Here is a 23,317-nt window from a genome sequence, read left to right as displayed (position 1 = left end):
CTCTCTACTGCTGGGCGCTGATCACTCGGCCGCCTAGGCCCGAGCGGGAAGTCGGCTGGCCGACCAGTTCGACGAGGATGTCGTCGCGGTGCTCGTCGCCGAACACTGCTGTGACGGCGTCGGTGAAGGCGGACACCAGGCGGGCGACGACCTCGGCGGCGTCGGGGCGGGCGAACACTTCCTCGCGCATGCCGAAGCTGACCACGGGCGCCGCGGTGTCGACCGCTGTGCCGCCGCGGGCCCACCGGCCGGGCGGGATGCCGATGAGGCGGACGTCGACCGAGGCGCGCGCCCATTCGCCGTACACGGAAACGACGGCGTCGGTCAGCGCGCCGATCAGCATCGTTTCACTGCCCGCTAGTTGGGGTTCGAGGGCGTACAGCGTCACGTGCGGCATCGGTGCTCCCCGAGCTCAGAGAGGGCTGGTCACCGCTCGGACAGGAACGGCAGGAGCAGGTCGTTGAGCGCCGCCGGGTCCTCCAGGCTGGGCAGGTGGCCGGCCCAGTCGAGCGGGACGTGCACGGCGTGGTGCAGGCGCGTGGCCAGGCCTTCGGCGATGCCGCGGAAGTCGGGCAGGTCGTGCGCCCCCGACACCAGGAGCGCCGGGGCGGTGATGGCTTCCAGCCCGTACGGGACTTCGAACTCTTCGGTGTCGGGCGCGGCCAGCTGCACTTCGTAGGCGCGGCGCTGCATGTCCCGGACCAGGGAACGGGTCGCGTCGTCGGCGAGCGGGCCGACCCACGTGTTCACCATGAGCTCGGTCGCGCCGGCCACGTCGCCTGCGTCGATGAAGGCGTTCTCCTGGGACCACACTTCCTGCAGCTGGGGCGACGGGTTCATCCCGGGAGCGGCCGTGCACAGGAGTGCCAGGGCGGTCACCCGTGCCGGCCAGCGGGCGGCGATCTCCAGCGCCACCAGGCCACCGCCCGACGAGCCGACGACGGCGAACTGGTCCACGCCGTCCAGCAGCTCCATCACCTGGTCAGCCGTGTTGAACCGCTCGACCGGGACGGGCGAGTCGCCGTACCCGGGAAGGTCGCAACGCACGGCCCGGAAGCCGGCCGAAGCCAGGGCCACCATCTGCGGGTCCCACATGCGGCGGTCGCAGACCGTCGAGTGCAGCAGCAGAACGGGTGAGCCGGAACCGTCGGAATCATGGGATAGCGTCATCGAAGCGGAGGCTAGCGGCACCGCGCTCAGGAGGGAAACGACTTATGGTGGTCACCTTGCAGGACGTCCGGGAGGCGGCCAAGCGCATCGAGGGGGTCGCCCACCGCACGCCGGTGATCCGCTCGCGGACGCTGGACGAGCGGGCCGGCTGCGAGGTGTTCCTGAAGTGCGAGAACCTGCAGCGCATCGGCGCGTTCAAGTTCCGTGGCGCCTACAACGCCATCCGCAAGCTGAGCCCCGAGCAGCTGGCGCGCGGGATCGCCGCGTACTCGTCGGGCAATCACGCCCAGGCCGTGGCGCTGTCCGCGAAAGAGCTGAGCACGACGGCCGTCATCGTGATGCCGGAGGACACGCCGCGCTCCAAGCTCGACGCCGTCGCCGGTTACGGGGCCGAAATCATTACGTACGACCGGTACACCGGCAACCGGGAGCAGATCGGCAGCAGGCTGGCCTCCGAACGCGGTCTCGCGCTCATCCCGCCCTACGAGCACCCGGATGTGATCGCCGGTCAGGGCACCGCCGCGCTCGAGCTGCTGGAAGAGGTCGGCCACCTCGACGCGATCCTGGTGCCGGTCGGCGGCGGCGGGCTGATCGCCGGCAGCGCCATCGCCGCCAAGGGCCTGCAGCCGGAGATCCGGGTCGTGGGAGTGGAACCCGAGGCCGGCAACGACACGTTCCTGTCGCTGGCCGCGGGGGAGCGCGTGAGCATCCCCGTGCCGCGCACGATCGCCGACGGCCAGGCCGCGCCCACCCCAGGCGAGCTCACCTTCTCGATCAACAAGGAGCTCGTCGACCGGATCGTGCTGGTCAGCGACGAAGAGATCCGCGATGCGCTGCGCTTCGCGGTCGACCGGCTCAAGCTCGTCATGGAACCCAGCGGCGCCTCCGGTGTGGCGGCGCTGCTGGCGGGCCGCCTCGATCCGCCGCCGGCGAGGATCGGTGTGATCATCTCGGGTGGCAACGTCGGCGCGGCCCGCCTGGCCGAGCTACTGGCCTAGCACCTTCGCCTCCACGGCCGGGTCCACGCCCACCCGCGGCCGATCCGCCCGCTGCGGCGCGTCGCCGGGCAGGCTCTGCAGCCACTCCCACGTGTCCGCGATCGTCTCGCGCACAGGGCGGCAGACCAGACCTTGCCCGTACGCCTTGCTGACATCACCGTCGTGCAGGAAGTCGTGCAGCTCGCCCGGCGGCAGCCAGATCGGCAGCTGCGTCCACGGCTCGATCCCGGCCGCCTCGATCACCGACGGATCGGTCCAGCGCAGCTCGGCCCGCCCGCCGGTCACCTCGTTGGCGATGTCCAGCAGCTCGCCCATGGTGGTGTGGCCGGATTCGCTGACCAGGTCGAACGGGCCGGCAGCGTGGACGAGGGAGGCGTCGAGCAGGAAGTTGGCCAGGTCGCGGGCGTCGATGTACTGCAGCGTGTTGTCCCGCGGCCCCGGCGCCAGGGTCGGGCCGCCGCGCGCGAGGCGGTTCAGCCACCACGGCAGCCGGCCGATGTCCTCGTGCGGTCCCAGGATCAGCCCGGCCCGGGCCAGCAGCACCGGACCGTCGAAGGCGGCCGCCCCTTGCTCGCCGCGCAGCTTGTCGCCGGCGTACCCCTCGTCGGCCGCGTCGACCAGGGGCGCGTCCTCAGCCTTCTCGTGCTGCTCGCCCGAATAGACCGAGCGGCTTGACACGTACGCGTAATAACCGGCCCTTCCGCTCAGGAGCTCAGCCGTCCGGCGCACCGCCTCGCCCTGGGCCGACCACGTGTCGACAACCGCGTCCCAGAATCCGCTCTCCAGCGCGCTGAGATCACCCAGCCGGTCCCCGGTCAGCGTGGTCACACCGTCCGGCGCATCCCGCTGCCCGCGGTTGAACACGGTCACGTCGTACCCACGGCGAACGGCCTCGTCGGCGACGGCCCGGCCCACGAAGCCGGACCCGCCCAGGATCAGCAGTCTCATGACCACGACCCTGCCCTCCCGGGAACCGGCACCGGAAGGTTTTATTGCTACGAGCGAAACGCCCGCAGCGCCTCGACGACCAGCGCGTGGTCCTCGGCCTGCGGCAGCCCGGACACGGTCACCACCGCGACCACGCCCACGTCCTTGATACGGATGGGGAACGCCCCGCCGTGCGCCGCGTAGTCGGCCGGGTTCACGCCCATGCCCGCGTCCAGCTCCTGACCCTTCGCGGCCAGCCGCCGCCCGACCAGGAACGACGACACCCCGTACCGCTCGACCACGCGCACCTTGCGCTCGATCCACCGGTCGTTGTCGGCCACACTGCCGGCCAGCGCCGCGTGGAACAGCTGCTGGGCGCCGCGGCGGATGTCGATCGCCACCGGCAGCTCCCGGTCGGTCGCCAGGCGTACGAGGGAACTGCCCAGCCGCCACGCGTCGGCGTTGTCGAAACGGCTCAGCTCGAGCTCGCGCTCCTGGGACTCCAGCTCGGCGATCAGATCATCAGTCATGTCAGGCATTATCGGCCGCGACGGCGCTGCAACCAGATGCCGATCGCCGCCACTGCGATGAAGATCATCACTGAGCAGCAGATCGCCTTGATGAACATGTGTGACTCCGATTTGGTTAAGTACTTCCCGTGCGCCTGGCTACCTTCAATCTGCTGCACGGCCGATCCCTGTCCGACGGCACCGTACACGCCGACCGGGTCGCGAACGCCGTGGCCGACCTCGACGCCGACGTCCTGGGACTGCAGGAGGTCGACAAGGCCCAGCCCCGCAGCGGCCATCTCGACCTGACCGCCATCGCCGCCGACGCGCTCGGCGCCTCGGTGCACCGCTTCGCCGCGGCCGTCGTCGGCACGCCGGGGGAGCAGTGGCAACCGTGGCGCAGCGACGACGACAACGACCATCCCCTGTACGGGATCGCCCTGGTCAGCCGCTATCCGGTGAGCCGCTGGCAGATCACCACGCTGCCCGGCGCGCCCATGCGCTCACCCATCTACGACCCCGACAACGGGCTGCGCCTGCTCAAGGACGAGCCGCGGGTGCTGCTGGCCGCCGTCCTCGACACACCGGGCGGTCCGATGACCGTCGCGACCACCCACCTGTCGTTCGTGCCCGGCTGGAACCTGCGGCAACTGCGTCATGCCGTACGGGCCCTGCGCGCGCTGCCCGCACCCCGGGTGCTGCTGGGTGACTTGAACATGCCCGCCCGTCCGGTCCGCGCCGTGACCGGCTGGCGCACCCTCGCCCGGGCCGCCACGTTCCCCAGCCCCATGCCCCGCGCCCAGCTCGACCACATCCTGGCCGACCCGCGCGGCCTCGACGACCTGGGCCGCGTCGTGCAGGTCACCACCAGCCGGCCCGCCGTCTCCGACCACCTGCCGCTGGTCGTTCAGCTCGACCGCAAGTAGACGTCTTCCAGCCCGTCCTCGGGATCCCACTGCTCGCCGATCTTCCTGAACCCGAACCCGGCGATCGTCGCCCTCGACCCCACGTTGTCAGGGCGAATGCTTGCCCGTACGGCGGTCACGCGCGGGTCCGCGTCGGCGCGCGCGAGCAACGAGCGCAGCATGGCCTTCGCGTACCCCTTGCGGCGATGCTCCGGCGCGACCGAGTAGGCCACCTCGACCACCCCGTTCTCGTCGGGCGGACCATGGAACCCTCCGTGACCGACTGTTACACCCTCCGGTTCGGCCACGGCGGCCCGCGCGATCCACTCGGCGGCGGCCGGATCGGCCTCGACGTCGGTCAGGCGCACACGCCACAACCAGGCCTCATCCACCAGGTACTGGCTGAGGGGAGCGCCCGCCGCCGCGCTTGCGGCAGCCAGGTCACCGTCGATCAGCGCGGCCAGGGCCGCGGGGGAGAGCTGTACGAATCGGACATCCGGCACGCGAGCGATGATCACACACCGTGGCGATCATCGCCACACTTCAGTTGCGCACAACTTAATTGCCCGCTACGGTTTCCGCATGGTCGAAAGCACCGGACTCGAGCAGATGGTCTGCTTCAACCTCTACGCCGCCAGCCGCGCCATGACCGCCATCTACCGCCCGGCCCTCGACCCCCACGGCCTCACCTACCCGCAATACCTCGCCCTGCGCGTCCTCTGGCACCGCGGCGCCACCACCGTCCGCGAACTCGGCAAAATCCTCGACCTCGACAGCGGCACCCTCTCGCCCCTGCTCAAAAGGCTCGAAGCGGCCGGCCACGTCACCCGCCAGCGCGGAACCGCCGACGAACGCACCGTCGAGGTCCACCTCACCAGCACCGGCCGGCGCCTGCGCGACGAACTGGCCGACCTGCCCCGCCGCGTCGCCTGCACCGTCGACCTCACCGAAGACGAATTCATCCAGCTCCACCACCTGCTCGGCCGCATCCGCGGCGCCAACTGAAGGGGAACACCAGTGACCGCGATCTACACCGCCAGCGCCACCGCCTCCGGCGACGGCCGCAACGGCCACGTCCGCAGCAGCGACGGCGTCCTCGACTTCGACCTCGCCGTCCCGAAAGAGATGGGCGGCCCGGGCGGCGCCCACAGCAACCCCGAACAGCTCTTCGCCGCCGGCTACGCCGCCTGCTTCCACAGCGCCCTCAAAATGGTCGCCCGCAGCCAGAAGGTCGAACTGACCGACACCGCCATCACCGTCGACGTCGGCATCGGCCCCAAGGCCGACGGCACCCCCGGCTTCCAGCTGGCCGCCACCATCGAAGCCGAACTGGCCGGCGTCGACGAGGCCACCGCAAAGCAGCTGCTCGAGGCCGCCCACCAGGTCTGCCCCTACAGCAACGCCACCCGCGGCAACATCGACGTCCAGCTCACCGTCGCCTGACCATACCGACGCCGTGCTGGCCGGCAGCCCCAACCGGCGCTCACTTAAGGGCGGCGCTTGTCAGGGGCGGCCTATCTCGGTCGCTCGCGTCAGACGGTCCGGCAGGGCGGCCCGACGGGCGCTCGCGACAGGGCGGCCGGCCAGTACGTCGGCCTGACGGCGCTCGCCGTCGGCACTGGCGTCGGGATCCGGCGGACTACGCCAGTTTCACCCAGCGCGCGGTTCGCCCGCACAGCCGAGGACTCGCACCGTCGCCGTGTTGAAAGGCAGCCCCGACGGGCGCTCGCGTCAGCATCGGCGCCGGGACCCGGCGGACTACGCCAGTTTCACCCAGCGCGCGGTTCGCCCGCTCCGCCGAAGGCTCTCACCGTCGCCTGGCCGCACTGTCGCCGTGCTGAAAGCAGCCCCGACGGGCGCTCGCGCCACCATCGACGCCGGGTTCCGGCGGGCTACGCCAGTTTGCCCAGCGCGCGGTTCGTGCGGTTCGCCCGCACGGCCGCGCGCTGCTGTTCTGCCGTCACCTCGATGTAGTTCTGCGACGTAGCCAGCGACGCGTGCCCCAGCAGCCGCATGATCTCGCTCGCATTGGCCCCGTCCTCAGCCAGGCGAGTGGCAAACGTGTGCCGCAAAGCGTGCAGCTGAGCACCCCGCGGCACCCGATCGTTGACGCCCGCCCGCCGATAACAAGAGCTCACCAAATACTGCAGACCACCACGCTGCAGGGGAGCACCCTTGCGATCCACCATCAACGCGTCACCGGCCGACACCCGCCCGAACCGCAACCGCCGGCTCTCCACATAACGCTCCACCACGGCGTCCAACTCGGGTTCGATCGGTACGGTCCTCGGCCGCCCGCCCTTACCGGCCACCTCGACCCGCCGCTCACCCGGACGCCCCAGGAACGAGCCCACCCGCAAGGCCAGCAGCTCCGACAGCCGCAGCCCAGCACAGAGCGCAAGAGCCAGCACAGCCACGTCCCGCTCCGGCCAGGGATCCCGCTGACGGTCATCCGCCCTGCTCACAGCGTCGAGCAACTGCTCCGGAGTGTCCTCACCCCGCAACGGCTTAGGGGAGTGGAGCGCCTGTTTCGGCTTGTCCACCGCCGACATCGGATTACCGGCTACCACTTGCTCAGTCACCAGAAACGTGAAGAACGCGTTCCAACTGGACCAGGCCCGAGCCACCGAAGCCGGGGCCCGAGAGCTCGCAAATGCCGCAAACGCCAACCGCAGCGAACGAGGGGAGAGGTCACCCAAAGTAACCCCCTCGCCGCCCATCAACACGACAACCGAGTTCAGGTCCCGCTCGTACGCAGCCAAGGTGTGCACAGACGGCTTGCGTACCGCTCGAGCCGCCAGAAAGTCCCCGATGAGCTCACTGACTACGATTCCTCCGTTATCGTGCATAAGAGACAATATACAGCACTTTCGCACGTTTGTACGGTTAGCTGTCGCTCAGCCTGGCATCTCCGAGCCGAAAGAGGCGAGCGAGCGAACGTACATACATCAGTGGACCACGCGCAGCGTGCGGCTGATCGAAGATGCACAACGGTGAGCGAACGAGCATTTTGCGCGCCGCGGCGTGAACGGTGAAGAGCGATGGTGAGCGAACGTGCACCAGTGAGCGCTAACCGCACACCCGAGTGAGTGATGCCGTACGGCAGTGAGCGAACGTGCATAACCAGCCGCATCGGGTGAGCGAATCGTGAAGCAGGATGCTCATTCGCTCAACTAGCGCCCTTGAACACGCATGTTCGAGCACCGCCGCATGCGCCCAGACTGGCTTTCGAGCGCGTCAGCGGTTCAGCGATCGATCTACTGCAGCGATGAGCGAGCGGTAATTCTCTTGCTGACGAACCCGAGCAGCGCCGGGCCCGCGCGAGCCGGCCCTAACTCGCACCCGCGGGTTCGTCGGCCAGTGGGGCGAGCCGTGCCAGTCGCCGCCCGCCGAACCCACTTGCATGACGGCGGGCCGGGCGTGCATTCCGCGGTAGGAGACGCCGTGCGCTCGATGCGCTTGCCCGCTCCTACTTAGCTAGGTTTACATAATGTCGATTAACGACCTGAGATATCGTCGATGGATTTGTGGAGCCAGACGGTGTCGGGCCATTCAGGCTGGTCGCTGGGGTCGCGGCGTAGTTCGGTGAAGCCGTGGGCTGTGTAGAAGCGGGCTGCTCGGGTGTTGCCGTCGGTGTACTCGAGCTGGACGGGTTTGCTGCCGGCGAGGCGCACGAGTTCTGTCAGTAGTGCGCTGCCGGCGCCGGTTCCCTGGGCTTCGGGGACGACGTACAGCTTCCAGATGACGGCCGTCTCGGCGCGCAGGTCGATGTTGCCGGTTCCGAGTGGGCCTTTGTCGTTCTCGGCGATCAGGACCTTGGTTGTGTGCAGGCTGCGTTCGACTGCTTCGGCGGACCACCACGTGGCGAGGCCGTGCTTGATGTAGTCGGGGCCGGCGAACGCGTACGTCTGGGGCCAGGTTCTCTCGCCGATGGTCATGATCGCTTTGACGTCGGTGTGGGTGGCCGGGCGGATTTTCATGCGCCTCTCCCCTGCTGGAGTTGATCAACTAGTGGTGGCTGCCGAACTCGACCAGGAGGACGCCGATGATGACCAGGATGATGCCGGCGGCCATCTTCTTGGTGAGGGGGTCCTTGAAGGCGGCTCGGGCGATCACTGCTGTCCCGGCGATGCCGATGGCCGACCAGATGCCGTACGCGATCCCGATCGGCATGCCCTCCTGCAGGGCCAGCGACAGCAGCGTGAACGAGACGGTGTAGCCGAGCAGGATGGGCGCGATCCACCTCTTGACGCGCAGGCCGTCGCTGATGCGCAGGGCCATGGTGGCGCTGATTTCGAGAGTGATGGCCAGGCCCAGGTAGAGGTAGCTCATTGTGCGGCCTCGGTGCGGGAGCCCATTTCGATGAGCAGGACGCCGCCGATGATGGCGGCGAAGCCTACGGTCATGAGCCAGGTGAGCGGGTCGCCGAAGATGGCGGCGGCGGCCAGGGCGGTGAGGGCGACGCCGCTGGCGGCCCAGATGCCGTAGGCGACGCCGATGGGCATGCCTTGGCGCAGCAGCAGGGACATGAGGATGAAGGCGGCGATGTAGCCGGTGACGACCAGGATGTACCAGGCGGGGTGGTCGACGGCGGCGCGCAGGGCGAGGCTGGCGCTGACTTCTGAGATGATCGCGCTGCCGAGGGTGATCCACTTCATGTCGGTCAATCTTTACAGGGGGCGATGTCGTGGACGTCAGGTGGGTCACGGGGTTTCTGGATTCGCCGTCGCGTGATGTGGAGGGGTTCTGGCTGGCGGTGACTGGTGCGTCTCTGTCGCCGCGGCGCGGGGATTTCGCGACGTTGGTGCCGGTGGTCGGTGATCCCTGTCTGCGGGTTCAGGTGCTTGCTGCTCCCCCGCGTACGCATCTCGACCTGCATGTTTCGTCGGTGCCGGCCGGTGCTGAGGAGGCGGTGGGGCTGGGCGCCGAGGTGGTGCTCGACGAGGGTGATCTTGTGGTGCTGCGCTCCCCTGCCGGTGCGGTGTTCTGTCTGGTGCCGTGGGCGGGTGAGGTGTCGTGTCCGTCGCCGGTGCGGTGGCCGGGCGGGCAGACGAGTGTGGTCGATCAGGTGTGTGTCGACGTACCCGGGAACGTTTTTGATCTTGAGTTGTCGTTCTGGTCGGCCTTGACCGGCTGGATGCCTCGGCCGTCTGATCTGCCGGAGTTCGTGCACTTGGAGCGGGGTGCGGGCATGCCGTTGAAGTTGCTGCTGCAGCGGGTCGGGTCGGCCTCGGCGGGCATGCATCTGGATCTGGCCTGTGACGACGTGGATCGTGAGGTGGCGCGGCACGTGGCTCTGGGGGCGCAGGTGGTGCGGCGGGTCGAGGGTGACTGGACGACGTTGCGTGATCCTTCTGGCCGGGAGTATTGCGTCACTGGCCGTACGCCGTCGGTTTGCTAGCGTGGGTGGCGGTACCGCAGCAGCGGATACCCCGGACGAGGACGTGTCGTACCCGGCAGGCAAAGACGACCGCTTGAAGGTGGTGTGTCGTCGTGGCCTGGATCGTTCTGGTGGTCTCTGGTGTGCTCGAGTCGGTGTGGGCCGTCGCCCTGGGCCGCTCGCAGGGTTTCTCTCGTCTCGCGCCGAGCGTGATCTTCGCGGTCGCGCTGGTGGCGTCGATGGTCGGGCTGGGTTACGCGTTGCGCAGCATTCCGATCGGCACGGGCTACGCGGTGTGGGTGGGCATCGGCGCGGTGGGCACCGCCTTGGCCGGGATGCTGTTTCTGGGCGAGTCGGCGAGCGTGCTGCGCATTCTGTCGTTGCTGCTGGTGGTGGCCGGGGTGATCGGTCTCAAGCTGTTCCACTGATGAGGGCGGCGGCTTCGGCGGGGCGTTCGAGGTGGATCTGGTGGCCGCAGTCGAGTTCGACCAGGCGGAAGTCGCTTTTCAGTTCGTCACCGCACATGTCGGCGTAGCCGGGTGGGACTGCCTTCGACCGTAGCGCTACGACCAGGGTCGTATTTGTGCCAGCCGGTGGGGTGACGGCCGGCCGGGCGAGCTCGGAGTAGCCGGCGGCGACCATGGGGATGCTGTAGCGCCACCGCCAGCGGCCGTCGTCGTGCCGGGTGAGATGGTCGCGTACCTCGTCGTCGACCAGATGGGCGGCTTCCGGGGGCCAGTAAAGCGCCCTCTCCCCCGCGGCTTGTTCCGGCGTGTCGAACGTCGGCGGGTCGAGCGCGGCCGTGGCCCTCTCCTCGGCGAGCGGGGGCGGCAGGGCGAGGCCTGGGTCGAGCAATATGAGCCGGTCGACGCGGTCAGGGGCCAGGCGTGCCAGGTGTACGGCGATGGTGGCGCCCAGGGAGTGGCCGGTGATCACGGCCCGGTCGAGCCCGAGGTCGTCCAGCACCTCGATGATGTCGGCCGCATGCTGCTCGAACGTCCACGGCGGGTACGTGGTCGACCGGCCGTGGCCGCGCAGGTCTGGGGCGTGAACGCGTACGCCGGGAAGGTGTTTTTCGGCCAGCGCGCGGAACCGGCCGCCGTGCCCGGTCAGCCCGTGCAGCGCGACCACCGGGGTGCCGTTGTCGTCGCCGAAGTGATGCACGTGCAGCATGGCGACGATGGTGCCCGATCGCCGGTGTCGCTCGCAGCCCCGTCGGCCCGGGTGGGCATACTCCTGCGCGTGAAGGTTCCCAGAGCGGTCGCGGTGGTCATCGACGGTTCTCGCGTGTTGCTGATCAAGCGGTTCCTGCGACGGGATTCTCCGGCCGACTGCTGGATGTGCGAGGACGGTAGCCCGCTCTGTACGGGACATCACTATTCGGTGCTGCCCGGCGGTCACGTCGAGGACGGGGAGACCGCCGAGGTGGCGGCGGTGCGCGAACTCGCCGAGGAGACGGGCCTGCGGGCCGTCATCGGCCGGCACTTGTGGACGGGTTGGCACAACGGGCGTCCTGCCTCCTACTTCCTTATGGCCGACGTCGAAGGTGTACCCGTGTTGTCAGGACCGGAGGCGGCCGAGAACGAGCCGGACAACCGCTATGAGCTGCGGTGGGTGGGCGCGGACCGGTTCGAGGCGCTGAATCTGTACCCGGCCGAGGTACGCGAGAGCCTGGCCGGCCTCCTCGCCGACGGGAATGTCGGAGGCACCTGATAGAAGTGTCATACAAATGTTCGAAGGTGTGTGGAGGGCTGGGGCGATGGCTGGGCTGAGCAGCGACGAGTTGCAGACGATCCGCGACGGGCTGGCGGCCGGGCGCAAGCCCCGGGTGCAGTTCACCGAGGCGGCCGGGCAGGTGGCGGGCCAGCTCGGGCAGGTGGTGGGGCTGGCCGATCCGGCCGAGTCCGACGAGTGGGTGGTGGTGAAGTTCGGGCGCGACGAGTTGCCCTTCTCCCCCGGTGATCTGCGGATAGCACCGCGGGGGGCCGTGGCGAAGAAGGCGGCTCCCCCGCCGCCCCCGGCTGAGCCGGTGTTGCCGCCGGGGCCGGCGTTCGTGCTTGACCAGCCGGCGCCCGGCGCCAAGAAGACTCAGGCCAACGGCGGGTCGCAGACAGCAGGCGCGCCTGCGCCACGGAAGGGTGGGGATGACGTGACGGCGGCTCCTGGGCCTCGGAAAGCGGCCGGCCGGTCGGCCAAGCCGAAACCGCCGCCGGCGTTGACGGTGACGCTGGCCTACGCCGAGGGCGAGTGGACGGTGGCGGCCTCGCAGGGCTCGAAGGTGCTGGCGAAGCCCTACGTGGTGCGCCCGGCCGAGGCGCTGCGGATGGTGGCGCTGGTCGACATGCCCGACGTGCAAGAGGCGGTGGAGCAGATCCTCACGGCTGAGCGCGCCGAGGCCGAGGAGCAGGCGCGGCGCCTGCGGGCCGAGCTGGCCGAGGTCGAGGCGCGGCTGGCCGAGTTAGCCGAGAAGCCGTGACGCGATAGCGCCGTCAGGCGGTGGCCCGGGCTCGGCGGGCGGCGCGCCAGCCTCGGTAGGCGGAGAGGAGTTGTTCGGCGGCGGCGAAGCCGAACAGGGTGCCGGCGTAGTGCACCCAGTGGTCCAGGTCGGCGATGAAGACGGCCGCGGCGAACAGGGCGGCCCCGACGACCAGGCGGCGGATCGTGGTGGCGCGTGGGGCGGGTTCGGGTGCCTCGAAGATGCCGCGGAGCGGGGTGGGCAGGCCTTCGCGCAGGCGATCGAATTCGGCGGGGGTGCCGATGGCGGCTCGCCGGTCGGGGTGGGCGGCGTAGGTAGCGACGGCCTTGATGATCAGGTCGGCGTTGGTGGCCTCGAAGGTGACCTCGTCGCGGTTGACCCGCAGGCCGGTGGTGGTGGCGCGATCGGGGTGGGCGTAGGCGAGCTTGACCTGGTGCCACTCGTCGCCGGCGCCGGGTTGGTCAGGTGTGAGCGCGTCCCAGGGGACGGTGAGGATGCCGGTGCTTTTGGCGGCGACCAGGCGGTCGGGGTGGAAGGCGATCCAGGTGCCGTTCCAGTACGCGCTCCACGTGCCGGCGATGACGGCCAGGAACAGGGCGGCGCCGCCCAGGCCGACGAGGATTGATTCGCGGGTGGCGGCCAGGAACAGGCCGGCGATGTGCAGGCAGCTGAGCGCCATGAGAGCGCCGGCGGCGTGGGTGGGCGTACGGAAGGAACGGTTTTTGTCGTCGACGATCAGGACCGCGGGGGCTTTGCGGTTGCGGCGCCAGCCGATGACCATCCCGGCGATGAGCAGCAGGAGGGCGGCGGCGCCGGCTGTGACGTAGGCCGGGACGGGGTAGCGGATCCCGGCGATCTGCTCGGCGGCCACGGCTACCGTGCCGGCCACGATGAGCTGCCGGCGGCGGCGCAGGGGCAGGTCGCGCGGTTGCTCAAAGGCGCCTGGTGAGCCGGGGATCTCAGCCACGGCGCCCGCCCGACGCCGCGCTGGATCGGGCCGACTGAGGCAGCCGGCGGTGGGCGGTTGTCACCGCTGGGTGAGGCGATGGTCGGCGCGGCGACGCAGGCGGAAGCGGTGACGGCGCTGGATGGCGACGAGCGGCGCAGCCTCGGTGTCGGTGGGGCGGCGGGGGCGGACGCGGGCCATGTCGACCGCGCGGGTCTCGTCGACGAAGCGCGGCGTCTCCAGTTCGCCGGTGCGCAGCGGGATCAGGGTGTCGTGGATGCCGTCCATGATCAGGCGGGTGGCCTGCATGGCCTGGGCGCCCGCGGTTCCGGTCAGGCCGGTCAGGTCGACCGGGGTGCCGAAGCGGACGTGCACGACGGGGCGGTGCCGCATCGCCCTGAGCACCGACCGCAGCAGGTGCTTCGGGGTCTCGTACGGCAGAACCGCGTGCGCACCCCATTGCGCGACCGGCAGGACGGGTGCGCCGGAGGCGGCGGCCATGCGGGCGACGCCGGTCTTGCCGCGTTCCGGCCACATCCACGGGTCGAGGCCGATGCGGCCCTCGGGGTAGACCAGCACGAGCGCGCCGTCCTTGAGGGCCTGCGCGGCGGCGGGCAGGGCGTCGGCGACGTGCGCGGTGTTGCGGTCGACGCGGATGTGCCCGGCCGCCTTCATCGCGGCGCCGACGACCGGGGCGCTGAACAGGCCGCCGGTGGCCATGATGCGCGGGGCGATGCCGGCTTTGTGGCAGGCGGCGGTCATGACGACCGGGTCGAACGGGCTCACGTGGTTGGCGGCCAGGATGAGCGGGCCGGCGCGCAGCTCGTCGGGGATGTCGCCGGAGACGCGCAGCCGGCACAGCGGGAACACGACCGCGCGGGACAGCGCGAGCATGAACCGCCACATGAAAGGGGTGGGGGTGCTGGTCATCAGGCCGACAATGATCGCACGGATCATCCGGAGGACAGGTCCCCGTCCAGCCCGGTTTCCGCGACGGTCAGCCAGTGGTCGACCGCCGCTTCGTCGTGGTGGCGGATCGACCAGTCGACCATGCGCAGGCTGATGTGCGCCCAGTAGGTGTCGCGGCGGCGCCGGGAGAGGCCCGCGAGGCGCTGCTCGATCGGGGCGAGCAGGTGATCACCGCGTCCGGTGAGCCAGAACCGCAGCGTGACCAGGTCGAAGTGCCGGTCGCCGCGGGTCGCGCCGTCCCAGTCGATCAGGCCGGTGACGCGGCCCCGGTCGACCAGCACGTTGCCCGGGTGGAAGTCGAAGTGCACCAGGTCGTCGCCGACCATCGCCGAGCCGTTCGCGGCGCCGACGGCGTGGATGCGCTCCAGCAGTTCGGCCGAGCGGGCGCTGTGCTCGGCCAAGGGCTGATGCAGGCAGAACCCGGGGCCGTCGGAGAGCAGATAGAGGTCGCTGGGTTTCGGCGCCGGCACATCGGCCAGCAGCCCGGCCAGCCTGTCATTCAGAGCAACCAATTGGCGTACGAGGGGAAGGTCCACGTCGTCGGGCGGGGCCCCGGGAAGCCGCTGCTGGACGATCACGCGTGCCCCGTCCACGTGCGCGGCCAGCTCATGACGGGCGGTCGGGATTCCGGCGCGGCGTGCCCTGTCCACCAGCGGGCCGCTGCGGGACCGGCCCTCGGTCAGCACGGAGCGCCGCCCGTCGGGCCAGCGCACGAAGGCCGCACCGACCTCGCCGCCGGGCGCCGGGCCCTCCAGGACGAGCCGGACGCCGGTGATGTCGGCGATCCGGTCGATGATCTGCGGGGCGTCCAGACGGGCGGTCCGGGGCCACGCACGGCCCACCGCTTCGGTCACTTCGGCCCCCGCCCGGGTGACGTCAAACGCATAGCGGGAAGACCTTAGCGCCTACGGCCTTCGCATGGTGTCCGTGATCCGACTGAACAGCGCCTCCTCGACGAGCGCGGTGAGGTCGTCCTCGGTCAGGCCGGGTTCGACGTCGATGGTCTTCAAGCCACGCTCGCGGGTGTCGGCGCGCAGCCGCTCGGTGAACAGGCGGTCGCGTTCCAGCAGGCCGGCCAGGGCCTTCTCGGGGTCGCTGGTCTTGGCGGCGATCTGCCAGGTGCTGCCGCGATGGTCGAACGCGGCGCGCCGGAACTGCGGTGTGGGCAGCAGCCAGACGGCTCGGGCCGGTTCCGGTACGAGTCCGGGCAGCAAGCGGAACCCCTCGGCGATCACGGGTGGGCCGTCGGGCAGCGCCGCCAGGTCGTCCAGGATCAGATCGAACGCCTCGCCGCGGAACCAGTGGAACGTCTCGAGCATGACCGGCGGCGGCCGCAGCCACCGTTCGTCCATGCTCATCGCCAGGAACGCGGCCAGCTGCGGACTGGTGGCCGAGTCGCTGCGCCGGGCGTGATCCCCCATGACCGCGTCGGTGTCGTACACGCGCATGCCGTGCCGCCCGGCCAGCCGCCGCGCGATCGTGGTCTTCCCGGCGCCGCTGCCCCCGCCGATCCAATAGACGTCCATCGCGAAAGTGTCGTACCCCCCGAGCAGGATCGCAGCCATGACCGACGTACCCGCACGACTGACGGTCGTGACCCTCGGCGCCCGCGACATGGGCGCGCTGCGCACCTTCTACCGGTCGCTGGGCTGGCCAGAGTTACCCGGCGGCGCGGACACGTGGGCCGGGTTTCTGCTCGGCGGCGTGCTGCTCGCCCTGTTCCCGCTGGACGAGCTGGCCGCCGAGGCCGGGGCCGGCGGTCCACCGGGTGCGTGGTCGGGGGTGACGCTGGCCTGCAACGTCGACTCCCGCGAGCAGGTCGACTCGGCCTTCGCCGCCGCGGTGGCCGCCGGCGCGACGCCCGTGGCTGATCCGGTCGACCGGCCGTGGGGCGGCCGCTCGGGCTATGTGGCCGACCCCGAAGGCAACCGGTGGGAGATCGCCTGGGCCGGCACGGCCCGCTTCGACGAACGGGGGGCGCTGCTGGCCTTCGGCTGAGGGGTTCAGAACCACGTCCAGGGCCGGGTGGCCCGCCACAGCCGGCCCCGCCACCGGGCCCGGCGCGGGTGCAGGAAGATCTCGATGTCGCTCAGCGCGTGCGTCGCGGTGGCGCGCAGGTGCTCGACCTTGCGCGCCCGGCGCAGGGCCGGCACGACCCGCTCCTCGTCCAGGCTGCGGTGCACCCGGGCCAGGTGCCCCAGGCAGGTGGCGGCCAGCGCACCCACCTGCGGATCGTCGTGATCCAGCAGGCCGAGGTAAAGCTCCTGCAGTTCCCGCCGGTCGCCGTGACCGTGCAGGACGGCGCCGACCATCGCGTCCAACGCGGACGAAAGGTCACCGGCGTTCAGGGCGGCGTGGACGGCGGCCGGCTCGGCCGGTGGCGGGTTGCGGAAGGTGTGGTGTTCGTGCGGCGTGCCGGTCACGGTCCGGGTGCCCATGTGGGCAGGGAGAGGTCGATGACGTCGGGGAAGGTCAGGGCGGCCCAGAAAACGCCGGGCGGCTGCGTCAGCAGTTGCTGAGCGGCCAGCCAGCAGGTGATGGCCAGGCCGTGGCTCGCGACCACCAGCGGGCGGGCGCCGGCGTGCCGGGCAATCGCCGCGGTGAAGCGCGCGGCGACCTCGGGCTGCGGTTCCCAGTCCGGGTGGCTGGTGCCCTCGACGTAGGCGCGCGCCCTCTCGCGGTGGTCGTCGCGCCACTCCGCGGGTTGATGCACCTCGTCGAAGCCGGCATTCCGCAGCACCGCCCGGCCGGGGGCCGCGGCCTGCAGGGTTTCGGCCGCCTTCGGTTCGGTGCTGGCCACCAGCACGGCGTCCGCCGGCAGGGCTGGGGTGAGGGCCCGAGCCGCCGCCTCCCCCGCCGCGCCGAGGTGCCACAGCCGCGGCGGCACTCCGGGGTCGACTTCCGGCATGGCGTGCCGCACCAGGATCACTCGCACGAACGCCAACCTGTAGGGCCGGTAGCGCTTGCCAGCTTGTCGCGGGTGCGCTGGTCACTCACTCGGATCCCAGTCACTCACTCGGATCCCAGGCGATGAGCTGGTCGAAAATGCGCGAGTCGCCTTCCACCTTCACCGCGTCCAAGGCGACGCGGTCGTAGAAGAGCAGGACTAAGTCGCTCGCGGTGCCCGACGCCGAAACGTCAACGGCCGCGCGATCGTCGTCCGAGCCGAACCGGCTCGCCTCGGCGCCCTGGGCTGACAGCGTGAGACGCCAGGACGGCCCCTCGGTGGTGTGGTAGTCGATCGTGGCGGGGTCGTGGGGCCACGCGGCTGTCGTCGTGCAGCAGGTGAACAGGAACTCCTCCACACCGTCGAGGGCGATCTCGGCCGGGAGGGGCTGGGCGGAGCCGGCGGTCAGCTGGGCGTCGTAGGTGTGTACGGCTACCTCTTGCAGCTGGTGCCGGGCCACCGCGCCGGTGGTCTGCGGGGACTGGGAGTCCGACCACCACGTCCAGCAGCCGCGGTGCGGGCCGGCTGCGCGCAAGGCGTCGAGCATCGCCCGCGTTGCGGCGGCCAGCCACTCCACCAGGGCCTGCCGGTCTTCGGGCGCTTGCGGGCCGTTGGAAGGAGCTTTCGCTTCGGCGTCGGGGCCGGCTGCGACGGTGGCCGCCCAGGCGTACCGGCCGTCGCCCAGATGGTGGGCCAGGTCGCGCAGCGTCCACTCGGGGCACGTCGGCACTTGCACGTCGAGGTCGGGCGCCGACGCGACGACTTCCCGGAAGGCCGCCGCTCGTTCGTCGATCAGCCGCAGCAGGTCAGGGAAGCCCAATGTCATTTCCACCCGGGCTGTCTACCATCCCGCCGCATCAACCGACAGCGATTTGCAGCCGGACCCACGGTGAACCCGATCATGGGTCCGCACCGCGAGGGCTGGTCCAGCACGGCGACAAAGGCACCTCGTCCAATCCGCGTTCGGGCCGCTGAACCGCGGAGCCGGTCCACCACGCCTGGAGCGCGGCCATCCAGCTCAATCCGACATCCGGCGCCAGAGCCGGGAGCGCGTCGCTCCAGCCCGACTCGACGCCCGACACCGGGAGCCTGCCCGTCCAGCTCAACCCGACACCCGGAGCCAGAGCCGGGAGCGCGTTCGTTCAGCCCTACCTGACGCCGGAGCCAAAGCCGAGAGCGCACCCGTCCAGCTCGACCCGACACTCGGAGCCGATGCCGGGAGCGTGCCTATTCAGCTCCACCGACACCCGGAGCCAGAGCCGGGAGCGCGCCCCTTCAGAGCCACCCGACGCCCCGAGCCAAACTTGGGAGCGGGTCCATCCACCTCAACCCAACTCCGGGCGCCGAAGCCTGGAGCGCGAGCTCGCCGGCCAGGACGACTCGGAACGCGCCCGTTTCAGCCCCACCCGACGCCCGGAGCCAGAGCCGAGAGCGTGCCCGTTCAGCTCGACCCGACGCCCGGCGCCAGACCTGGGCGCGCCGTCCATCCACCTCGCTCCGACAACCGGCGCCGCAGCTGGGGGCGCGAGCTCGCCGCGCAGGCCGACCCTGAGCCCACGCCGGTAAGCGAGCCTCTGAACAGCATCCGGCGGCGTCGTGCGCCGATGACGGAGCCGAACCAGCCAACGGGCAAGCAGGCCGGCGATAGCGTGACCCGATGATCGATGTGGACGGGTATCTGCGGCGGCTCGGCCTGACAGAGTTGGCTGGCCACCAGCGCAGCGCGGAAGGGCTGTGGGCCCTGCACCGGGCGCACGTCGAGCGAATCCCGTACGAGAACCTGGAGATTTGGCTCGGCCGCCCGACCACCGTGGACGCCGGCGAGTCGGTGGCTCGCATCCTGCGCGACCGTGGCGGCTACTGCTTCCACCTGAACGGGGCCTTCGCACTCCTACTGGAAGCACTCGGCTACCGGGTCACCCGGCACGTCGGCGGGGTGCAACGCCGCGGCGGCCCTTTGACCGGCGCGAGCGGTGACCACCTGGCGCTCACCGTCGACGGGCGCTGGCTGGTTGACGTCGGGCTGGGTGACGCGCTGTACGAACCGATCCCGCTGACCGAGGGTGAATATCGGCAGGGCCCCTTCACGTACGGTCTGCGGCCGTCCGAAGCGGAGCGTGGCGGGTGGCGGTTCGATCACGACGACCGCGGCGGGTTCGCCGGCATGGATCTGCGGCCCGGCGCCGTACCCCTGGAAGCCTTCGCGGCCAAGCACGAGCATCTGTCGACCTCGGCCGACTCCGGCTTCGTGCGGACGGCGACCGTGCAGCGGCGCGACGAGAAGGGCGCTGATGTGCTGCGGGGGCTGACGCTGGCGAGGGTCGGGGAAACGGTCACCCGGACGGTCCTGCAGACGCAGCCGGAGTACTTCGCTGCTTTGGGTGATCTGTTCGGGCTCACGCTCGGCGATGTGACGGGCGCCGAGCGGGCCGCTCTGTGGCGGCGCCTGGTGACTGCCCACGAACAGTGGTCGAGCGGGGCGTGACGGGCTCGTTGGCGGCCGAGCCGGTCGCGTCAGTGGGAGCGCGGTGGTGCTCCGCGCTGGCGCAGGTACGCCAGGACGGCCTCGCGGGTGGTGCGGACCCCGAACATGGCCCGGGCCTCGGCGATGCGCCGGTTGGCCGTACGCAGGGAAAGGAACTCCGCGGCGGCGGCCGCCGCGATGGTATCGCCGGCGGCCAGGCGGTCGAGCAGGGCCCGCTGCTCGGGAACCAGGTCGGCCACCGCGTTGTCCCCGCCGGCGGGCGGCTCGGCGATGCCCTGATTCACCGGGCCCAACCGGCCCAGATCGTCGATCAGGGCCCGGCCCAGCTGCGACTCGGCGTCGCACACGGCGACGATCCCGGCCCCGCGGGCGGCGGCCAGCACAGCCAGTTGCAGGGTGTCGGGGTCACCCACCCGGCCGTGCAGGACCAGGCGGCTGCCCGTCACGTCCCACGCCGGATCGGGCAGGGCGAACCCGTCGCGGGCCACCCAGCCGTCCCGGGTGAGGCGGCGTATCACGGTGTCGGCGTCGCCGTAATTGGCGACGACGTGGCGAGGAGCGTCGGGCTGTCTGGTCACCGGCCATCCTTGTGCGTGTCATAAATGTCATTCGTGTCGGTTTCTGATGGGTGGGTGGCGAAGGCCAGGGCGGCGGCTTCCGTACGGGTCCGGGCGCCGAGCTTGCGCATGCCGGCGCGGATGTGGGTGTCGACCGTCTCGGCCGAGATGCCGAGCTGGCCGGCTATCCGGCGGGTCGGTTCACCGGCGGCGACCAGCCGAAGGACGTCGGTCTCACGGCGGGTCAGCTGGTCACCCGAGCGCGGGCTGCGGGTGTCGCGGTGCACGTGATGGCGGCGCAACCCGCGGCGGGCCCGGCCGGCCAGCACGGTCAGCCCGGCCGCGTCGGCCAGTTGCTCGGCGGTCAGCAGCGCGGCCACGGCCCGCGCCGCGTCGGTGTCGGTCACCCCGGCGGCGATCAGGCAACGGATGCGTTCCCGCAGGGCGACGGGCCGCCAGCTCTCCGCGGCGGCGGTGAAGCCGGTGCCGGTGGCCCAGGCGGTCAGCGTACGCCGGGCCGCGGCCGGAAGCCCGCCCGGAACCGGTGCCGCCGCAACTTCCCCCAGATCGTGTGCCGCCCACTGCGCCGTGATCGCATGCAGCCCCGCCAGCAACCCGTTCGCCTCCGGCGCCGGACTCTGCGAGGCCCGCTCCGGCTGCCCGTCCAACCAGGCCGTCTCCTGAGCCACCCAGGCCGTGGCCGGATGCGCGGTACCCGCCGCGTCCAGATGCGCCCGAGCCGCCCCCAACAGCCCCGTATCCGCCTCGATCAACGCCGCCGCCGCCGTCGCATAACCCCGAGCCTCATCCGGAAGCGCCCGGTCGGTGAGATTGGAGGCGCGCTTCAAAACGCCGTCAGCCCCATCCCACCGAAGCAAATCCACAGCCGAGCGGGGTTCACTCGCAGACCTACCTACAGCCGGACCGTTCGAAGAAGACCTATCAAGTACGAGGTCAGCCCTACGCGATGCGGTCGGGCCCTCAGCCGAGCCGGCCCCCGCCGCTCCCGAAGAACCGCGCATCGGCGTCGCGTCGTCAGGCGCCCCGGCCGCACCGACCCCGCCGGACGAACCTGCTCCCGAAACGGACGGGTTCGAAGCGGCGACGATCTCGCCGGGCAATGAGCCGTGCAAAGCCAACGCCCAGTCGGCCGCGGCGGTGAAGCGGGTCTGCCAGCCGTAGGCCAGGTCGGCGGCGCTGTCACGCGCGGCGGCCAGGGCGGCGTCGGCCGAGTCGGTCAGGCGGCCGTCGGCGGCCAGTTGCTCGACGAGCAGCCACGCCGACCACCGCGCGATCAGCGGGTCGCCGCTGCGCGAAGCCGCGGCCAACGCGACATCCCAGCCCGGCGCCCGGAAGTGGGCCTGCACAGCCGCCAGTGCTGCCGCCACCCCCGGCGACGGCTGCGGATGCCGGGCACTGACCTTGTCCGCCAGATCCTGCGCGGCCGACGGGTCGGCGGCCAGCTCGGCCAGCAGCAGCACCCGATCCCGCGCGGCCAGCACCGGCCCGGTGGCGGCATCCGGCACCGCACGAACGGCGGCCCGAGCGCCCACCGGGTCACCGGCCTGCAGCAGCGCCTCACCGCGCAACACATCGGCTTCCGGCCCCAGCGGCTCACCGGCCTGCAGCACCCGAGCCGCCGAAGCCGGACGACCCGCGGTGAGCGCCGCGTCAGCCGCCGCGATCCGCACTCGAGGGTCGATCGGCACGTCCAGCTCACAGGCGAACAGCAGCAACGCAGCCCGATCCCCGCCGGACGCGTGATCGGCCGCCACCAACGCCCGCCGATGCGCCCCCACCAGATCCCCGGCCGCCGCGAGGTGCCGCGCCGCCTCAGCCGGCGGTGTCAGCTCAGCCAGCCGCGTGTGCAACTCGACCCGAGCCGCCGCGTCGAGCAGCCCCGCCGCCGTCTCGGCCACGTAGGACGACACCGGCAGCAGCAAGTCTTCGCCCGCCCGCGCACGGCCCGGCGAAGCAACGCCCGACGCGGACCGGGTGCTCTCGTGCAGTTGACCCGCGCCGGCGGTCGGCGAGACGGAACCGCCCGAAGCAGCCTCCTGCGCCGGGGGATTGAAGTCCGCGCCCGAAGGACCGGTGAAACCACCCGAACCAGCGTCCTGCGGCGAAGGATGAGAGCCCGCGCTGGATGCATCGGCGAAACCGCCGGACGCCGCACCCTGCCACGAAGCCGGTTCAGCGCCGGCCACGGAGGCGAGCAGAAGAGACGCCGGGGCCACCAGGCCCGCCGCGAGCAGGTCGGCCGCGCCGGGTCCGAGCAGAGCCGCGGGAGCCGGACGCCCGAGCAGACCCAGCGCAGCCAGCGCCGTACGCGCCGGGCGAGGCAGATCAGCCAGCGCGGTGGCAATCGCATACGCCACCTGGTCGATCCCGGCACTCGAAGCGGCCCGCCCGGCGGCGGCCTGACGGGTCAGCGCCGTGATGGCCAGGGGATTGCCGCCCGCCCTGTCCACCACCGCCGAAAGGGTCGCTTCGTCGAGGCTGCCGGCCGTGCGGCGGGCCAGGTCGAGCGCGGCCGCCCGGTCCAGCGGCGGCATCTCTATCCACGCGGTGGCGGCAGCCTGCAGTGTTTCGACGACGGCGGCGGGCAACCGGTGCGGCGTACGGACCGCAGTGAGAACGCGGCAGCGGGCGGCCAGCAGCGGCAGCGCGGCCAGAGTGGCGGGGTCGGCGTAGTGCAGGTCGTCGAGGACCAGCAGGCCGCCGCGCACGCGGGAGCGGACCGCCTCGGCCAGCAGGTGCACGTCGTCGGCGGGCAGGCGGGCCCGCACGGCCCGCGACAGGGCCAGCGCGGGCACGGTCTGCAGCATCGCGAGCCCGCCGCCGGCGTGCACCGGGCCGGGCACCGACGCGGCGATCTCGCGCAGGGCCGTGCTCCGGCCGCAGCCGGGCGGGCCGGTGAGCACGACGAGACCGGGGCGTTGCAGCATGGCGGCGGCCTGTCGCAGCGCTTCCGCCACCTGACCCCCCTCCCCCGAGCGAATCTTCCCCTGGCACGAACACGGGATCCCCTGCTCGTGCGCTGTCCGT

The 23,317-nt window shown here is 71.2% G+C and carries 29 protein-coding genes; 10 read left to right on the top strand and 19 right to left on the bottom strand.

All coding sequences use genetic code 11. The features are described from left to right. Window positions 1-4: 4 nt before the first annotated feature. Window positions 5-397 (bottom strand): tautomerase family protein, encoded by a 393-nt coding sequence (locus OWR29_RS35665; RefSeq protein WP_267567894.1) that lies wholly within the window; start codon window positions 395-397, stop codon window positions 5-7. A gap of 29 nt (window positions 398-426) precedes the next feature. Then, window positions 427-1,170 carry an alpha/beta fold hydrolase gene (locus OWR29_RS35660; RefSeq protein ID WP_267567893.1) on the bottom strand — a complete coding sequence of 248 codons (744 nt, stop codon included), beginning with the start codon at window positions 1,168-1,170 and terminating at the stop codon, window positions 427-429. 47 nt (window positions 1,171-1,217) lie between these two features. Here OWR29_RS35660 and OWR29_RS35655 point away from each other — a divergent pair, with 47 nt between their 5' ends. Then, a complete protein-coding gene (locus OWR29_RS35655) occupies window positions 1,218-2,168 on the top strand; it encodes a pyridoxal-phosphate dependent enzyme (protein ID WP_267568077.1) in 951 nt (316 codons plus the stop codon). On the opposite strand, the gene OWR29_RS35650 is transcribed toward OWR29_RS35655, so the two are convergent. Both OWR29_RS35650 and OWR29_RS35645 read right to left on the bottom strand, forming a co-directional pair. Beyond that, the gene (locus OWR29_RS35650; RefSeq protein WP_267567892.1) at window positions 2,157-3,116 is read right to left on the bottom strand and encodes an NAD-dependent epimerase/dehydratase family protein; all 960 of its coding nucleotides are present in this window, start codon (window positions 3,114-3,116) and stop codon (window positions 2,157-2,159) included. The two genes, OWR29_RS35655 and OWR29_RS35650, sit on opposite strands and share 12 nt — an antisense overlap. A 47-nt stretch (window positions 3,117-3,163) precedes the next feature. Continuing rightward, entirely contained in the window at window positions 3,164-3,625 is a 462-nt protein-coding gene (locus OWR29_RS35645) for a heme-degrading domain-containing protein (protein WP_267567891.1), read from the bottom strand. Window positions 3,626-3,753: 128 nt separating this feature from the next. Between OWR29_RS35645 and OWR29_RS35640 the strand changes: the two genes are divergently transcribed. Further along, a complete protein-coding gene (locus tag OWR29_RS35640; protein WP_267567890.1) occupies window positions 3,754-4,530 on the top strand; it encodes an endonuclease/exonuclease/phosphatase family protein in 777 nt (258 codons plus the stop codon). Here OWR29_RS35640 and OWR29_RS35635 read toward each other — a convergent pair. Beyond that, a complete protein-coding gene (locus OWR29_RS35635) occupies window positions 4,512-5,012 on the bottom strand; it encodes a GNAT family N-acetyltransferase (RefSeq protein ID WP_267567889.1) in 501 nt (166 codons plus the stop codon). The two genes, OWR29_RS35640 and OWR29_RS35635, sit on opposite strands and share 19 nt — an antisense overlap. Before the next feature lie 79 nt (window positions 5,013-5,091). On the opposite strand from OWR29_RS35635, the gene OWR29_RS35630 reads away from it, so the two are divergent. Together OWR29_RS35630 and OWR29_RS35625 are read left to right on the top strand one after the other, a co-directional pair. Further along, complete coding sequence (locus OWR29_RS35630; protein WP_267567888.1) at window positions 5,092-5,514, top strand: MarR family winged helix-turn-helix transcriptional regulator; 423 nt, start codon at window positions 5,092-5,094, stop codon at window positions 5,512-5,514. A 12-nt stretch (window positions 5,515-5,526) separates the two neighbouring features. Continuing rightward, window positions 5,527-5,952, top strand: a complete 426-nt coding sequence (locus OWR29_RS35625) for an organic hydroperoxide resistance protein (RefSeq protein WP_267567887.1) — start codon at window positions 5,527-5,529, stop codon at window positions 5,950-5,952. 449 nt (window positions 5,953-6,401) lie between these two features. Here OWR29_RS35625 and OWR29_RS35620 read toward each other — a convergent pair whose 3' ends face one another. The 4 genes from OWR29_RS35620 to OWR29_RS35605 form a co-directional block, all read right to left on the bottom strand. Next, window positions 6,402-7,358: a tyrosine-type recombinase/integrase gene (locus tag OWR29_RS35620; protein WP_267567886.1), complete on the bottom strand. Its 957-nt coding sequence runs from the start codon at window positions 7,356-7,358 to the stop codon at window positions 6,402-6,404. A gap of 648 nt (window positions 7,359-8,006) precedes the next feature. After that, entirely contained in the window at window positions 8,007-8,489 is a 483-nt protein-coding gene (locus OWR29_RS35615) for a GNAT family N-acetyltransferase (RefSeq protein WP_267567885.1), read from the bottom strand. Between the two features lie 28 nt (window positions 8,490-8,517). After that, a complete protein-coding gene (locus tag OWR29_RS35610; RefSeq protein ID WP_267567884.1) occupies window positions 8,518-8,841 on the bottom strand; it encodes a DMT family transporter in 324 nt (107 codons plus the stop codon). Continuing rightward, complete coding sequence (locus tag OWR29_RS35605; RefSeq protein WP_267567883.1) at window positions 8,838-9,167, bottom strand: DMT family transporter; 330 nt, start codon at window positions 9,165-9,167, stop codon at window positions 8,838-8,840. The genes OWR29_RS35610 and OWR29_RS35605 overlap by 4 nt, the downstream gene beginning before the upstream one ends. Window positions 9,168-9,196: 29 nt before the next feature. On the opposite strand from OWR29_RS35605, the gene OWR29_RS35600 reads away from it, so the two are divergent. Further along, complete coding sequence (locus tag OWR29_RS35600; RefSeq protein WP_267567882.1) at window positions 9,197-9,910, top strand: VOC family protein; 714 nt, start codon at window positions 9,197-9,199, stop codon at window positions 9,908-9,910. Window positions 9,911-10,002: 92 nt separating this feature from the next. Next, a complete protein-coding gene (gene sugE / locus OWR29_RS35595) occupies window positions 10,003-10,317 on the top strand; it encodes a quaternary ammonium compound efflux SMR transporter SugE (RefSeq protein WP_267567881.1) in 315 nt (104 codons plus the stop codon). Here sugE and OWR29_RS35590 read toward each other — a convergent pair. Next, window positions 10,301-11,062: an alpha/beta fold hydrolase gene (locus OWR29_RS35590; protein WP_267567880.1), complete on the bottom strand. Its 762-nt coding sequence runs from the start codon at window positions 11,060-11,062 to the stop codon at window positions 10,301-10,303. The genes sugE and OWR29_RS35590 overlap by 17 nt on opposite strands. A 69-nt stretch (window positions 11,063-11,131) precedes the next feature. Between OWR29_RS35590 and OWR29_RS35585 the strand changes: the two genes are divergently transcribed. After that, window positions 11,132-11,602, top strand: coding sequence for an NUDIX domain-containing protein (locus OWR29_RS35585; RefSeq protein WP_267567879.1), 471 nt, complete (start codon window positions 11,132-11,134; stop codon window positions 11,600-11,602). Window positions 11,603-11,648: 46 nt separating this feature from the next. Then, window positions 11,649-12,365, top strand: coding sequence for a hypothetical protein (locus OWR29_RS35580; RefSeq protein ID WP_267567878.1), 717 nt, complete (start codon window positions 11,649-11,651; stop codon window positions 12,363-12,365). Window positions 12,366-12,378: 13 nt separating this feature from the next. Here OWR29_RS35580 and OWR29_RS35575 read toward each other — a convergent pair whose 3' ends face one another. The 4 genes from OWR29_RS35575 to OWR29_RS35560 are packed head-to-tail and all read right to left on the bottom strand — an operon-like array spanning window position 12,379 to window position 15,845. Then, window positions 12,379-13,332 (bottom strand): hypothetical protein, encoded by a 954-nt coding sequence (locus OWR29_RS35575; RefSeq protein ID WP_267567877.1) that lies wholly within the window; start codon window positions 13,330-13,332, stop codon window positions 12,379-12,381. A gap of 60 nt (window positions 13,333-13,392) precedes the next feature. Further along, the gene (locus OWR29_RS35570; RefSeq protein WP_438872701.1) at window positions 13,393-14,241 is read right to left on the bottom strand and encodes a lysophospholipid acyltransferase family protein; all 849 of its coding nucleotides are present in this window, start codon (window positions 14,239-14,241) and stop codon (window positions 13,393-13,395) included. 23 nt (window positions 14,242-14,264) lie between these two features. After that, window positions 14,265-15,134: a phosphotransferase enzyme family protein gene (locus OWR29_RS35565; protein WP_267567876.1), complete on the bottom strand. Its 870-nt coding sequence runs from the start codon at window positions 15,132-15,134 to the stop codon at window positions 14,265-14,267. A 51-nt stretch (window positions 15,135-15,185) separates the two neighbouring features. Beyond that, complete coding sequence (locus OWR29_RS35560; protein WP_267567875.1) at window positions 15,186-15,845, bottom strand: shikimate kinase; 660 nt, start codon at window positions 15,843-15,845, stop codon at window positions 15,186-15,188. On the opposite strand from OWR29_RS35560, the gene OWR29_RS35555 reads away from it, so the two are divergent. Further along, the gene (locus OWR29_RS35555; protein ID WP_267567874.1) at window positions 15,844-16,278 is read left to right on the top strand and encodes a VOC family protein; all 435 of its coding nucleotides are present in this window, start codon (window positions 15,844-15,846) and stop codon (window positions 16,276-16,278) included. The two genes, OWR29_RS35560 and OWR29_RS35555, sit on opposite strands and share 2 nt — an antisense overlap. Window positions 16,279-16,283: 5 nt before the next feature. Here OWR29_RS35555 and OWR29_RS35550 read toward each other — a convergent pair whose 3' ends face one another. From OWR29_RS35550 to OWR29_RS35540, 3 genes are all read right to left on the bottom strand, one after another. Continuing rightward, window positions 16,284-16,718 (bottom strand): hypothetical protein, encoded by a 435-nt coding sequence (locus OWR29_RS35550; protein WP_267567873.1) that lies wholly within the window; start codon window positions 16,716-16,718, stop codon window positions 16,284-16,286. Beyond that, a complete protein-coding gene (locus OWR29_RS35545) occupies window positions 16,700-17,215 on the bottom strand; it encodes a histidine phosphatase family protein (RefSeq protein ID WP_267567872.1) in 516 nt (171 codons plus the stop codon). The genes OWR29_RS35550 and OWR29_RS35545 overlap by 19 nt, the downstream gene beginning before the upstream one ends. Window positions 17,216-17,288: 73 nt before the next feature. Next, window positions 17,289-18,053: a maleylpyruvate isomerase family mycothiol-dependent enzyme gene (locus OWR29_RS35540; protein WP_267568075.1), complete on the bottom strand. Its 765-nt coding sequence runs from the start codon at window positions 18,051-18,053 to the stop codon at window positions 17,289-17,291. Window positions 18,054-18,884: 831 nt separating this feature from the next. On the opposite strand from OWR29_RS35540, the gene OWR29_RS35535 reads away from it, so the two are divergent. Next, window positions 18,885-19,712, top strand: coding sequence for an arylamine N-acetyltransferase family protein (locus tag OWR29_RS35535; protein ID WP_267567871.1), 828 nt, complete (start codon window positions 18,885-18,887; stop codon window positions 19,710-19,712). Window positions 19,713-19,741: 29 nt separating this feature from the next. On the opposite strand, the gene OWR29_RS35530 is transcribed toward OWR29_RS35535, so the two are convergent. Next, window positions 19,742-20,290: a LuxR family transcriptional regulator gene (locus tag OWR29_RS35530; protein ID WP_267567870.1), complete on the bottom strand. Its 549-nt coding sequence runs from the start codon at window positions 20,288-20,290 to the stop codon at window positions 19,742-19,744. Next, complete coding sequence (locus tag OWR29_RS35525; RefSeq protein WP_438872704.1) at window positions 20,287-23,217, bottom strand: LuxR C-terminal-related transcriptional regulator; 2,931 nt, start codon at window positions 23,215-23,217, stop codon at window positions 20,287-20,289. Before OWR29_RS35525 ends, OWR29_RS35530 begins: the two co-directional genes overlap by 4 nt. Window positions 23,218-23,317: the final 100 nt, after the last annotated feature.

Source organism: Paractinoplanes pyxinae (genome assembly GCF_026626335.1).
Taxonomy (GTDB): domain Bacteria; phylum Actinomycetota; class Actinomycetes; order Mycobacteriales; family Micromonosporaceae; genus Actinoplanes; species Actinoplanes pyxinae.
The sequence above is the reverse complement of the archived record's forward strand: the minus strand, read 5'-3'. Positions and strand labels throughout refer to the sequence as shown.